Origin of the sequence: Sorangium aterium (assembly GCF_028368935.1) — a bacterium.
In the GTDB taxonomy this organism is placed as follows: Bacteria; Myxococcota_A; Polyangia; order Polyangiales; family Polyangiaceae; genus Sorangium; species Sorangium atrum.
On record NZ_JAQNDK010000003.1, the window covers coordinates 604,942 to 617,290 of the forward strand.

The following is a 12,349-nucleotide window of genomic DNA, read 5'->3' on the forward strand; positions in this document are numbered from 1 at the left end:
CCGGAGCGACCCCGGCGGGTTCGTCCGAGGCGACGCCGGGCGGCGCGGGCGAGCGCGCCGCGGCTTGCGTCGCGGGGATAGATGAGGCGAAGCTCCCGCCCTCGCACACGACCGTATGACAAACACCAACCAAGAACGTCCCCTCGCTGTGCTCGTCGGGGTGCAGCTCCCCGGCGTCGACGATGTCGAGCACGCCGCCGATCTGGCCGAGCTCGGCCGCCTCGTGCACACGCTCGGCTTCGATGTGATCGCGACCGTGTCGCAGCGGCGCGGCGCGCTCGCGGCGGCCGCGGTGCTCGGGGAGGGCAAGCTCAGGGAGCTCGCGGAGCTCACGGGCGGCAGCGGCGTCGTGCCCTCGGGCGCGCCGGAGCGAAAGAACAAGGCGCGCGCGCGCCGAGCCGCGGAGAGCGGCGACGGCGACGAGGACGACGTCGAGCTCGGCGGAGACGACGGCGACGACGCGGGCGACGACGGCGGCGCGGAGCCGCGCGCGGGCGGCGCCGGGCAGGCGGCGCGCCTGGCGACGGTCGTGGCGGTCGATCACGACATCTCGCCGAGCCAGGCGCGCAACCTGGAGCGGGCGACGGGCGCGCAGGTGCTCGACCGGGCGGGCGTGATCATCGAGATCTTCCACCGCCACGCGCGGAGCCGGGAGGCGAAGCTCGAGGTCGAGATCGCGCGGCTCAACTACGTCGCGCCGCGGCTCCGGGAGACGGGCGGCGGCGGGGACCGGCAGCGCGGCGGGATCGGCGGCAAGGGCGCCGGCGAGAGCGCGCTCGAGCTCGATCGGCGCAAGATCCGCGACCGCATCGCGGAGCTGAAGGAGGAGCTCACGGCGGTCCAGCGCGAGCAGTCGACGCGCCGCGCGCTCCGGCAAGGGCAGCGCCGCGTCGCGCTGGTCGGCTACACGAACGCGGGGAAGTCGTCGCTGATGCGGGCGCTGACGGGCAGCGAGGTGCTCGTCGCCGACAAGCTCTTCGCGACGCTCGACACGACGGTGCGCGCGCTCCACCCGGAGGTGCGACCGCGGATCCTCGTCTCGGATACGGTCGGCTTCATCAAGAAGCTGCCGCACGATCTCGTGGCGAGCTTCCGCTCGACGCTGGACGAGGCGCTCGAGGCGTCGCTCCTGCTCTACGTGGCCGACGCGTCGGACCCGACCTTCCGCGATCAGCTCGCGGTGACGCGCGGCGTGCTCTCCGAGATCGGCGCGAGCGAGGTGCCGAGCCGGCTCCTGCTGAACAAGGTGGACCGGCTCTCCGAGGAGGAGCGGGACGCGCTGCGCCTCGAGTTCCCCGAGGCGACGCTGCTTTCGGCGAAGACCTCGGCCGACGTGGCGGCGCTGCGGGAGGCGATCATCGCGTTCTTCGAGCAGTCGATGGTGGAGGCCGAGCTGCTCTTGCCGTACGCGAAGCAGGGGCTCATCGGGGAGATCTACGAGAACGCGCGCGTGCTCTCGGAGGAGTACGACGACGCCGGCGGCCGGCTCTCGGTGCGGGCGCACGCGGCGGCGCTCGATCGGCTGCGCAGCCTGCTCGCGCGCTGAGGGCGCGGCGGGCGGCGCTGGCGCGAGCGGCGTCGGCGCGCGCAGCGCTGGCGCGCACGGCGTCAGCGCGGGCGGGCGGCGCGGGCGCGCACGGCGTCGGCGTGGGCGGCGATGGCGCGCGCCTCGTCAGCCTGCAGGCGTCGCCGCCGGCGGCGGCGGCGCAGGACGATGCCGATCGCGAACGCCAGGAGGTGGAGCCCAGCAATCACCGCGACGAGGAGCCACCGCTGCACGCGCGGAGCGTAGCACCGGAGCGCCGGAGCGCGGGCGTCCGGGGCGCGTGGTACGCTCCGCTGTCCACCGTCGCTCCGCGCCATGAGCTCCTCCACCGACGCAGCGCTCGAAGCGATCGTCCAACGCGGGCTGGAAGCTTACCGCGCGGGGCGGTTCTTCGAGGCCCACGAGCTGTGGGAGTCCGGATGGCGCGACGAGCCGGACCCCGTGAGGAAGACGTTTCTCCAGGGGCTCATCCTCGTCGCCGCGGCCCTGCACAAGCTCACGAGGATGCAGAGCCCACCGGGGGCGTTGCGCCTGCTCGACAAGGCGCGCGCTCGGCTCGCGGGAACGCCTGACGGCATGGGCGGGCTGGCGATCCGGCTGCTCGTCGACGACATCACCCGCGCAGCGGTCGCGATCGAGCAGCTCGTGAGCGGAGAGAGAACCGAGATCGACGCCTCGCTTCTGCCCAGGATGGAGATCGCGGACGACGTCGCGCCGCCATCGCCGTCCGGGGCGCGTCCGCGGCCGTGAGCTTCTGACCCGAACGGGCTCCGCAGTCGATTCTGCGCTCGTCGCGTGCGACATGGGACGCTGGCGTGACATCGTTTGCCTGAGTGGTGTTCGCGCATGGGAAGCGCCCGTGTGGGGGGATATCGTGGCAGACGGGTACTGTGGAACCGGAGTGGAGGGGACGGCGAGCGCCGAGCCTCGAGCCAAGCTGCAAACCGAAAGGAGCCGCGTGACACGGCGCAAGCAGATCCTGATCGTCGACGACGACCAGGAGATCCGGGAAATGCTCGAGATCACGCTGGAGGAGGAGGGCTATGACGTCCTCTCGGCGAGCGATGGCGAGGCCGCGCTCGCGCTGCTGGAGCGCAACCGGCCGAATCTCATCCTGCTCGACATGCGCATGCCGGTGATGGACGGTTGGGGGTTCGCCCGCGCGTACGCGTCGTGTCCTGGTCCGCGCGCGCCCATCCTCGTGATGACGGCCGCGGTGGACGCCGGCACCTGGGCCCGCGAGGTGGGCGCGTGCGCGTCGGTCGCAAAGCCGTTCGATCTGAACCGCCTGCTCGATTCGATCGCGGCGCACGCGGGGTGCCCGCCCGGCCCGAGCCCGGCCTCCGCCTGAGCAGGCCCGGGCCGGGCGCGGGCCCGGCGCGCTGCCTGAGCGAGGGGCCATGCCAGGCGCGAGCCGGGCGCTGAGCGACTTATCTGAGCGGGGTCATGCCGGGCGCGAGCCCGGCGCGCTGCGTGAGGGGGTTATCCGAGCGGGGTCATCCGTGGCATGAGCCCGGCCGAGGCCGCGGCGGATCCGCCGCGGCGCCAGGCGGTGGATCAGCCGCCCGTGGCGCGGCGCATCGCGCAGAGGAGGTCGCCGCGGCACGGGTCGGTGGGAGCGCGGCGGTCGGTCGTGTCTGGCGCCGCTGGGCCAGGCTTGGCGCGCGTCGCCGCGGCTGCGCCCGTGGCCCGCGCGCGGTTCTCGGGCGCGCGCCGCGAGGCGACTGCGTCGTCGGGCGCGTCGCCGGCGCTGTTGCGCTCGACAGGAGGCGCGGCCAGCGCGCGCTCGGCGGGCGCCTCGATGCGCGGGAGCCGCGCCTCGACCGCGCGCGCGGCGGCGGCGAGGCCGGCCGTCGCGCGAGGGCCGGTGGCGGCGGCATCCGGGGCAGAGATGCCCGCCGTGAGGGCCGCGATCGCGCCGGCGCCTGCGAGCAGGATGGCGATCGAGCGGGCGCGCCATGCGCGCGCCGGCGCGTCGAGCGCCGGCGCCTCAGGCACGGGTGCGGACGCGGGCGGCTCGCCGAACGGGAAGATCGGCAAGAGGTCGAGGACCTGGGGGCGGGCGCCCTCCTCGCCGGCCTTCAGCGCGGTCAGGTCGATCTGTCCCGAGGACGCGTCGCGCTCCTCGCTCGCGGCGCGCGCCGCGGGCGGGGCCGTGACGGCGGCATCCTCCGTGGTCGCCGGCGTATCCAGCGAGGGCATGTCCAGCGAGGGCGCGTCCACCGAGAACGAGACGGATGTGTCCTCTCCGGGGCTGGTGACGGCGGCTCGCGGTTCGTTCCACCACTCCTCGTGCTGCGTGTACTTCATGGTTGCTCCCGCTTCAGCCGTATCGGTCGAGCGCTGGAGTCGCGCGCCTGCGCCGGCCGGTCGGCATGTCCTTTCGAGATTTGGACATGCACACGCGCGCGCGCTTGGGCCCGTCGCGCGCCCAGGCCCACGCTCATCGACCGCGATCGCGGGGCGTTGCGATCGATTCCGCCCCGTGCGCGCGCCGGTGTTCGCCGCGTTCGCCGCGTTCGCCGCGTGCCTCGCGTTCGCCGAGCTCGCCGCGTTCGCCGTGACGCACGCGCCTGCTACCGAGGTCGGGGAGCACCTGAAGCGGGCCCGTCGGCGGCGTTCGCGATCTTGCGAGCGGGCTCGTGACGCCCATACTTCGACCGCTCGGATCGCCGAGGGCGTGCAGCCGGCGGGGCCTCATGACCGCGTGCGCTCGGGGAAGTTGGTTGCGATCGGGGCGTTCCTCGTCGAACAGAAGTTCCCACGCAAACGCGAATCGGATACTTGAGGTGAGATGAAATCTACACGGCTCTTCACGGTTCTGGGGGCGCTGATGTTCCCCCTTGCAGTGGCTCTGGTCACCAGCGGGTGCCCCAAGAAGGAAGAGGACGACGTTCCGCCGGTGCCCTCGGCTCCGCCCGTCGTCCCGACGCCGGCCCCGACGCCGACCCCCACGACGCAGATCGTGCCCGAAGAGGACGCCGGGGCGGACGCGGCAGACGCCGACACGGCGGACGCGGACGCTGGAAAGAAGGTGGTCGGCACGGGCGATCCCAGCGGGATCCGCAAGTGCTGCGCGGCGCTGCGCCAGAACGCGAAGTCGGCTCCGCCCGAGCAGCAGGGCGGCTACCTCGCGGCCGCCTCGGCGTGTGACGGCCTGGCGAACTCGCCGCAGGGACGGCAAGCGCTCTCGACCTTGCGCGGCCTCCTGGTCGGCGCGCAGATGCCGGCGTCCTGCCAGTAAAGGGACGGACGGGAGGGCCAGCAGCGGTCGGGGGAGCGGCTCCCCGCCCAGCTTGCCGGACGCATCTGGCGAGCTGGGCCGGTCGTCCGGCTGTCCTGAGGGCGTCGGGGCAGCCGGAGCCATCAGCCGTGCACGGAGCCATCAGCCGTGCACGGAGCCATCAGCCGTGCACGTAAACGAGCGTGCCGCCGCCCTCGAGGTTCAGCGCTCCATGCCACTCGGGCGGGACGGCGGGCTCGGTCCACTCGAAGAGCCAGGCCGCGTCGGCAGGGGCCAGGTTGATGCAGCCGTGGCTGCGCGCCTTGCCGAACTCGTCGTGCCAGTACGCGCCGTGGAGCGCGTAACCCCCGTGGAAGTACTGGGTGTAGGGCACGTCACGCAGGTCGAACGCCGCCTCGGACGCCTCATTGTCGCCGTCCATCGTGGTCGAGACGTGCTTCGCGTGGATGTAGAACGAGCCGCGGACGGTGGCGTCGGTCTCCTCGGGATCGGCCATGCCGCTGCGACCGCTGGAGATGAGCGCCGCGAACACGGGGCGCGTGCCCTCGTACGCGACGAGCATCTGGCGGCGGATCGAGATGTCGATCCACTTCTTGCCGTCGCGCGCGAACCCCTGAGGGTCCTTGCGCAGCTCGGCGATGACGAGGTGGTCGGCGGCGAGCCATGAGCCTTCGGTGGTCTCGAGCAGCCCCTTGGCGCCGCCACGCGTGCGGCCGGTGAGCACCCAGCCCGAGCGGTGCGGCGCGAGGCCCGCGTCGACGAGCGCGCGGCCCGACGCGGAGGGGCGCTGCCGGGTCGCGCCATGGACGCGGACGAAGGCAGGGGCGCCCTTCAAGGCGGGATCGGGGCGGGGATCGGTGCCGGGCGGCGCGGGAGGGAGCTCGTCGGCAGGCAGCTCGGCGACGGAGAAGCTCGCGGTGTCGGCCGGCGGAGCGGCGGCGGGCGTCGGAGCGGCCGACGACGTGGGGGATGCCGACGACGTCGCGGCGGCCGGGGATGCCGTGTCGGAGGGGCCCGCGGGGGCCTCGGCGCCGTCGGCGTCGAGATCCTTGATGATCACGCCGCGCATCGCGCTGAGGCGCGCGGGGCGGGTGCGATCGAGCGGGATGAGGTCGAGCTCGGTCGTGAGGCCGAAGCGGCGATTGGTCCACTCGAAGGTCGTGATCAGGCCGAACGCAGAGCTCTCCTTGGTGCGGCCCGTATGCACGGAGTAGTGGAGCTTCTCCTCGGCGCCGTACGGCTTGGGGAGATCCCGGCCGGCGAGGAGGAATTCCGGCACGGGATCGAGCGGCAACGACGAGGGCGCGACAGCCGCGCGGGCGAGGTGGGCGCTGAGCGTGGACCCCTCGACGCGGCGCTGATCCTCGACTGTCGGGAGCCGGAAGTAGAGGTGCGGCGGGGGCGAGCCCGACATGACGTAGTAGTAAGGCATGGGCGCACCACGGCGCGGACCGCGCACGGCCGCGGCGACCACCTGGTGCTCGAGCGCGAGCGAGGCGCCCTTGCCCACGCAGACGTAGCCGCGCGGCGCGATCCGGTACCAGCCGCCAGCACATCCGTCGGTGCCCGCAGGGAGCTCGGCCCGATCGACGACCGCGCCGGCGCGCAGGTAGCCGAGCTTCGTCGAGCGCTCGTCGGGAGCGACGTAGATCCAGGTGCGCATCGCGATGCTGGCGATCTTCGCGCCCCGGCCCGGCAGCGTGGTCTCTTTCGAGGAGGGCGATGCGGCGGCCGACGACGCGAGCGACGCAGGCGACACGGCGTCCGGCGCGGCGGACCCAGGAGAGGGGGCCAGCGGCTCGGCCGAGGGGAGACCCGGGGCCGCGGGGGCGGCACCGGTGGCGAGCGGGGCGGTCGCGTGAGCGGCGCCGGAGCGGTGATCGTCGGTGGCCCTGCCGGGCGGATCCTGGGACGGAGAGCAGGCCGCGGTCGAGAGGACGAGCGGGGATGCGCCGGCGAAGGCGACGGCGAGAGCGCCAGCGCGGACCAGGGCGCCGGAGAGCGAGCGGGAAGGCGCCGTGGCGCGAGGGCCGACGCGGGGGCGAGCGCGAGTGCGCGGGGAGCGCTGCGGTGCGGGCAGCGACGCGGGGGCGGGGTCTCGAGCGAGGGAAGGCATCGACGCGAAGGCGGAGGCAGGGAGACCCAGGCCCGAGGTGCGAAGGCGCGCGGGGCCAGCGAGCCAGCGGGAGACGAGGAGCCGAAGCTGGAGCCGCGAGGGGCTGAGCGGGCGAGGTGTATGCTGAACCGAGGGGGAGATGCAATCTCCTGCCGGCGGCGTCAGGACGGGGAAGGAGAGGAGGGAGAGGGAGACGGGAGGGGGAGACAGGACGAGGCGCTAGCGCTTGACCTTCTTCGCGAGCAGGTCACCCAGCGTGCCGAAGTTGCGAGGCGCGGGCTTGGCGCCCTTGTCGTTGCCGCCGCCGGAGCGCTCGGCCTTGGCGTACGACTCGAACTGGCCGCGCTCCTCGTCGACGCGGAGCGCGGAGATCGACAGGCGGATCTTGCCGGACTCGTCCACGTTGAGGATCTTCGCCTCGACGTCCTGCCCCACCGTGAAGTGCTTCTTCAGATCGGCGGAGCGAGGCGTCGCCGTCTCGGCCGTCGGGACGAGCCCGCGGCCCGAGCGGCCGGACGTGCCCGCGATCTGGACGAAGACGCCGTAACGCTCGATGCCCGTCACCTTGCCCTTGACCCGCGCTCCCTCGACGAGCAGCGGCGCGCCGCCCGCCGCAGGCGCGGAGACCGCGAGCGACGTCGCGCCGTCGCCGCCGTCGCTCGCGCGCACGACGACCGGCGTGAGGCGCACCTGGCCGGTGCCAGAGTCGACGCCGGCGACCACGGCCGAGACGCGCGAGCCGACCTCGACGCGGAGCTTGCCGTCGCCGTCGGCGAGCGCGACGCGCTCGAACATGCCCTCCTGCTTGCCGCCAAGATCCGCGAAGACCGCCTCGCGAGCGATCGCGACCACGGTCACCTCGACGGTCTCACCCGTGTGGTACTGGCGGCGGCGCTGCTTGCCAGCTCCTTCGGACTGCTCGAAGAGCGAAGCGAACGATTCCTTGGAGGCGGCGGAAGGGCGTGACGACGACATGGCGCGACCTCATAGCGCGAGGCGAGGGCGCGAGGAAGGCGGCGGTGAGCGGGAAGCGAGGGGGAGGCGGGAGGACGGGGAGGGAGAAGGGGGGCGGAAGCGGAAGGAGGGGGAGACGGGGAGGGGCTGCGGAGAGGACGGGAGGGCGGAGAGCAGGGAGGCGGCGGGAACGGAAAGGTGGAACCTGGCGGGGGCTTCTGCTAGCTTCGCCGGCCGCTGAATCGGGTCGATAGCTCAGTCGGTAGAGCTGCGGACTTTTAATCCGTAGGTCCAGGGTTCGAGTCCCTGTCGACCCACCAAATAACTACGCGGAACTGCTGACCTTTCCGACCAGCACCCCCGCCTGTTCCAGGTTTTCTCCACGGACCGCCCCGGCAGGCGACCCGTCGAGCAACGCGATCGTGCTCGGCGACGGGTGCATGTGGCCCATGGTCTCGTCGAGACGTCGCGGTGCCCGGCGAGCTCCTTGAGCGGCATCACACGCGCCCCCCCGCATCGCGAGGTGCGAGCAGACCGTGTGGCGGAGGGGGTGCGGGCCCTCGAGCACGGCGAGCCCGGCGCGGCGCGTCGCCTGCCGCATCCAGCGCGCGACCGTCCACCCCGTGATGGGCGAGCCGGCATCCTGCTCGGCCAGTAGCAGACCGGACATGTGGTTGGCCCTGCTCGGCCGAATAGACCTCCGCCGGTGCACGGCGAGGTGATCGAGCTCGACCTCGGCGCAGTCGTCCAGCCACGTGGCGGCGCGGAGCACGCGGGTGACCGCGATCCGGCGCCGGTCGGAGACGACGATCCCGTTGGCCTTGAGCTCGTTCCGGATCCGGAGGAGCTCCTGCACGATGCGCTCGGGCAGCGTCACCCGGTCGACGTCCGCCCGCGCCGCGTCCCACTCAGCGAGCTTGATCTGGGCCGAGGCCGAGCCGGACCCCTTGAACACCTCATCGAGGAAGGCGCACTCGACCCCGGTGAGCCGGCCGTCGAGGTTGCGCTCGCAGGGATCGTTCTTCAGGGAGCTGAGCTCCACCGGCCCGAAATACTCGTCTTCGGATCCGAACTTGCTCACCAGCGTCTGGAACTTCCGCGCCTCTGGGAAGCGCGACAGGAACCCGAAGAACAAGGCGCTCTTCGTCGTACCGGGAGGGCCCACCAGCAGCGCGTGATCGCCAGACAGGACAGCGAGCAGGATGCACTGGACGGCTCTCGCGCTCCCGGAAAGCGGCAAGCTGACTGTCGCGCACGGTCCCGAACCTGCGCCGCACAGACGTCATATCAACCGCGTTACTGGTCGTGGACTTCATCATCACCTCATGTGTCTGCGCAGCGGGCATGCTGCGCCGGTGCCTCGCCGCGGTGTCACCCACGGTGAGGCGTCTATGAGGGCAACCCCGACCTCCTCAGTCGTTGACCACGGGGATCGTGAACGACACGCCATCACCGCGGTCGAGCTGGAGCTGGAAGCTGTGCCGGAGCTCATTGACGCGCTCCGCGATCCGGTCAGCGGAGGTGGTTTCCGTGTGCGGCCATGGCCTCGGCGTGCGCGAGTTGCAAGCGCAATGCCGGTGTCACCAACATGGGGGCTCTCCACTGCTGCACCTCGCTGGGGCGACCTTTCCGCCGGTGCCGCCCCGCCCCCGACACCACGACGGGAGGGGCTGAAATGTGCGGATCGTGTCGGTCTTCAACACCGGGCGGAAGGCGGACGCAGCGGCGCGCGCGGGCTGCCCCGGCTGGTGAGCGTGACGGGCGCCAGGCCAAGTGCGTCGCCGCGTGCGCGCCCACGAGCGTCGCCTCCCACGGCCTTCATGAACAGGGCACGGCGAAAACGTACAGTTAACCTGGAAACCGCTCAAATTAGATTTCATTTGAAGCGTCGGGCGGGCGCCGAGCGGCGACACCTGCTCATCATCCCTCGCGACGATCGCGCTTTACAGGCGCGTCCAGAGCGCTAAAGAAGGCAAATCATGAAAACACCGCTCACCACATCGACCCGTCCTCGCCACCTCGTGACGCGACTCCTTGAACAGCCGGATCTCGTCCACCTCGTGCAGGGCCTACCGGCCCCGGTGCTCACCAAGCTTATTCATCACATCGGCCTGGAAGACGCGGGCGAGATCGTCGCGCTCGCGACGACCGCGCAGCTCGAGGGAATCTTCGACGAGGATTTGTGGCGCAGCGAGCGCCCCGGCAAGGACGAGACGTTCGACGCAGATCGATTCGCCCTCTGGATCGAGGTCATGCTCGAGGCCGGTGAGGCGTTCGCGGCGCAGAAGATCGCCGAGCTCGACGAAGACTTCGTCACGCTGGCCCTGTGCAAGCACGTCCTGGTGATCGACATCGACGGGCTCTGCGTGCAGATGTCGAGCTCGGCGCATTCGGACGATGACGATCTCGTGGAGAAGGCGCTCGAGGGCTGTCTGTACCAAGAGTTCGAGGAGTTCCGGGTCATCGCCAAGAACCACCGGAGCTGGGAGCCCATTCTCTCGGTTCTGGTCGAGCTGGACAAGGAGCATCACACCCTCCTACGAACGCTGCTCGATAGGTGCTGCGCCATCTCCTCCGAGTACATTGAAGAATCCGGCGGTCTGTACGACGTCCTCACCTCCGAGGAAATGCTGGAGTCCGACGTGGCCGGTGAGCGGGAAGATCGGCGCGAGCAAGAGGGATTCGTCGCCCCTTCGGCGGCGGCGAGCTTCCTCAATCTGTCGAGGGTCACACCCCTGGAAGAGACACTGCAGTCCCGAACGTACGACGCCGTCACGCGCGCCCATTTCCGAGCGGCGGCGGTGAAGGATCGACCCACCGCAGCGGCGGCTCGGCGGTCGGACGCGCTCGAGGCGAAGAATGCGGCGAATCAGCAGAACCTCAAGGGCTTCCTCGAGGTTTTGCGCGAAGCGGACGTCCTGCCGCCTGCGACCGAGCCGGGGCTCCTCACGGCCGGCACGAAGCACGGGGAAGACCTCCCGTTCACGTCGGCAATCCGCGAGGTGAAGACGCGCGACGCGGAGATCTATGGGAAGCGCCTGATGGAGCTGAGCTACCTCGTGAACGTCCTCATCTCCGGATGCAGCTACAACGGCGGTGCGTTCCGGCCGTTCGAGGCAGTCGAAGCCGCCATCTGCACGTGCAACCTCGGACTCGAACAACTCCTCGGAGAGCGATCGACGCGCAAGAAGCCGAGCCCGGACGAGCTCGTGTCGGTGATCATCGAGCACGACGCGGTAAAGATTTTCATGGCCGGGTGGAACATCCTGCATCACCGGGTGTCGCTCTTCGCCGCCGACGCGATACGGAAAACGCTGACAAAGCTGGCCGCCGACCAGTCCGACGCGCAGACGGCCCGGGAGATCGAGCGCGTGGCCCTCGGGCTCGGGGCGGATGCCGACGCGGGCAAGCCGTGGCGCTCGCGCGGCAAGCTCGACCGGCTCGAGGGCGTGCTCGGGGCCGAGACGACATCGACATTTCGGGCGCTTCTGGACGAGTACCCGACGCTGCCTCACGGCGTGGGCGAAGGATCGCGGACCACTGCGGGCCGGCCTTTGCGCTTCATCTCCACGGCCGCGCAGGTTCTGGCCATACAGACGTTGCTGAAACGGCCGGAGGTGATCGGTGCAAAGGGCCCAGAGCGCGCAGCGCGCACCGACGCCCCCGCCAAGCCTCGACTCAAGCGCACTCGACCTGGACCGGGCCGCCAGAAGTAGAATTTGAATTTCATCACTCCCGAAGCGGGTTTGCGGGGACAACGGAAGCGGTACCGCCTGTGGCGGTGCCGCTTCTCGCCCTTGGCGAGCCGCGAGCGACGGGGAGTGTCAAGAGTGTTGGCTGTTGAGTCTGCGGGCTTCTTGGGGCGGAGACGGCCGATCGCTCACCCGGCGCAGAGGATCGGGACCGCCCGGATGGCCGCGCTCCTTGAGCATGCCGAGGAGGCGACTCGAGCGCAGCGAGGGATACTTGCCGAGCTGCTCGACGATGAAGGGCACGAACGGGTCGACCATCGACGGGCGCGGCGCGACGACCTTCTGCGGTGACGCGGCCTCGGGATCGGGTTCGGCACAACACTTTCGGCGCAGTGTAAAGCATGGTTCGCTCGTGCTCGCTTCGCGCGGCTCATGAGCCGGTAAAGCGGTAAAGCGGCCGGGTCTTGCCCTGGCGCCAAGCATGCGCCTGCCTGGCCTGCGGGTGAAGTACCGATGCTCGGCCCCATACGCGTTTCATTGTCGACGCAAATTTCCGTCATGCGCGGAAGTAATGCGGCTTGCAGATACCTATTGCTCAATCTGTCGGCAGTGTTATATGTGGCCTGGCGGACAGAACCATACCGCGCCAGCCAAAGAGACGCGAGCACTCCAAGGCACGACGACGAAATCGTGCTCTTGCATGCTGAAACGCGAGCAACTCAGGCGCACGATGCGTCTTTGTTGGCCGGCGACGGGAGGTTTTGAGGGGTACTTGCCGCTGCGACTGCTCTTGGCGA

General features: G+C 71.0%; 13 protein-coding genes and 1 tRNA gene. 8 read left to right on the forward strand and 6 right to left on the reverse strand.

The window, feature by feature from the left end:
* Positions 1-115 precede the first annotated feature (115 nt).
* On the forward strand, positions 116-1,546 hold the full coding sequence (gene hflX / locus POL72_RS26620; RefSeq protein WP_272098381.1) for a GTPase HflX: 1,431 nt from the start codon (positions 116-118) through the stop codon (positions 1,544-1,546).
* Positions 1,547-1,608: 62 nt separating this feature from the next.
* Here the strand turns inward: hflX and POL72_RS26625 are convergent, their stop codons facing one another.
* Positions 1,609-1,779 (reverse strand): hypothetical protein, encoded by a 171-nt coding sequence (locus POL72_RS26625; protein WP_272098382.1) that lies wholly within the window; start codon positions 1,777-1,779, stop codon positions 1,609-1,611.
* An 82-nt stretch (positions 1,780-1,861) separates the two neighbouring features.
* Here POL72_RS26625 and POL72_RS26630 point away from each other — a divergent pair, with 82 nt between their 5' ends.
* Positions 1,862-2,296 (forward strand): DUF309 domain-containing protein, encoded by a 435-nt coding sequence (locus tag POL72_RS26630; protein ID WP_272098383.1) that lies wholly within the window; start codon positions 1,862-1,864, stop codon positions 2,294-2,296.
* 208 nt (positions 2,297-2,504) lie between these two features.
* Positions 2,505-2,897 carry a response regulator gene (locus POL72_RS26635; protein ID WP_272098384.1) on the forward strand — a complete coding sequence of 131 codons (393 nt, stop codon included), beginning with the start codon at positions 2,505-2,507 and terminating at the stop codon, positions 2,895-2,897.
* A gap of 206 nt (positions 2,898-3,103) precedes the next feature.
* Here the strand turns inward: POL72_RS26635 and POL72_RS26640 are convergent, their stop codons facing one another.
* A complete protein-coding gene (locus tag POL72_RS26640) occupies positions 3,104-3,856 on the reverse strand; it encodes a hypothetical protein (protein WP_272098385.1) in 753 nt (250 codons plus the stop codon).
* A gap of 175 nt (positions 3,857-4,031) precedes the next feature.
* Between POL72_RS26640 and POL72_RS26645 the strand changes: the two genes are divergently transcribed.
* Positions 4,032-4,334 (forward strand): hypothetical protein, encoded by a 303-nt coding sequence (locus POL72_RS26645; RefSeq protein ID WP_272098386.1) that lies wholly within the window; start codon positions 4,032-4,034, stop codon positions 4,332-4,334.
* Positions 4,335-4,340: 6 nt separating this feature from the next.
* Entirely contained in the window at positions 4,341-4,790 is a 450-nt protein-coding gene (locus POL72_RS26650) for an acyltransferase (protein WP_272098387.1), read from the forward strand.
* 160 nt (positions 4,791-4,950) lie between these two features.
* On the opposite strand, the gene POL72_RS26655 is transcribed toward POL72_RS26650, so the two are convergent.
* Positions 4,951-6,453, reverse strand: coding sequence for a L,D-transpeptidase (locus tag POL72_RS26655; protein WP_272098388.1), 1,503 nt, complete (start codon positions 6,451-6,453; stop codon positions 4,951-4,953).
* 4 nt (positions 6,454-6,457) lie between these two features.
* Between POL72_RS26655 and POL72_RS26660 the strand changes: the two genes are divergently transcribed.
* On the forward strand, positions 6,458-6,652 hold the full coding sequence (locus tag POL72_RS26660) for a hypothetical protein (RefSeq protein ID WP_272098389.1): 195 nt from the start codon (positions 6,458-6,460) through the stop codon (positions 6,650-6,652).
* A 473-nt stretch (positions 6,653-7,125) separates the two neighbouring features.
* On the opposite strand, the gene POL72_RS26665 is transcribed toward POL72_RS26660, so the two are convergent.
* Complete coding sequence (locus POL72_RS26665; protein WP_272098390.1) at positions 7,126-7,881, reverse strand: S1 RNA-binding domain-containing protein; 756 nt, start codon at positions 7,879-7,881, stop codon at positions 7,126-7,128.
* Positions 7,882-8,104: 223 nt separating this feature from the next.
* On the opposite strand from POL72_RS26665, the gene POL72_RS26670 reads away from it, so the two are divergent.
* A tRNA-Lys gene (locus tag POL72_RS26670) sits at positions 8,105-8,180 on the forward strand.
* A 5-nt stretch (positions 8,181-8,185) separates the two neighbouring features.
* Here POL72_RS26670 and POL72_RS26675 read toward each other — a convergent pair.
* Positions 8,186-9,100 carry an AAA family ATPase gene (locus tag POL72_RS26675; RefSeq protein ID WP_272098391.1) on the reverse strand — a complete coding sequence of 305 codons (915 nt, stop codon included), beginning with the start codon at positions 9,098-9,100 and terminating at the stop codon, positions 8,186-8,188.
* 739 nt (positions 9,101-9,839) lie between these two features.
* On the opposite strand from POL72_RS26675, the gene POL72_RS26680 reads away from it, so the two are divergent.
* Positions 9,840-11,576, forward strand: coding sequence for a DUF6178 family protein (locus tag POL72_RS26680; protein WP_272098393.1), 1,737 nt, complete (start codon positions 9,840-9,842; stop codon positions 11,574-11,576).
* A 108-nt stretch (positions 11,577-11,684) separates the two neighbouring features.
* Here the strand turns inward: POL72_RS26680 and POL72_RS26685 are convergent, their stop codons facing one another.
* Positions 11,685-11,870 (reverse strand): hypothetical protein, encoded by a 186-nt coding sequence (locus tag POL72_RS26685; protein WP_272098395.1) that lies wholly within the window; start codon positions 11,868-11,870, stop codon positions 11,685-11,687.
* Positions 11,871-12,349 lie beyond the last annotated feature (479 nt).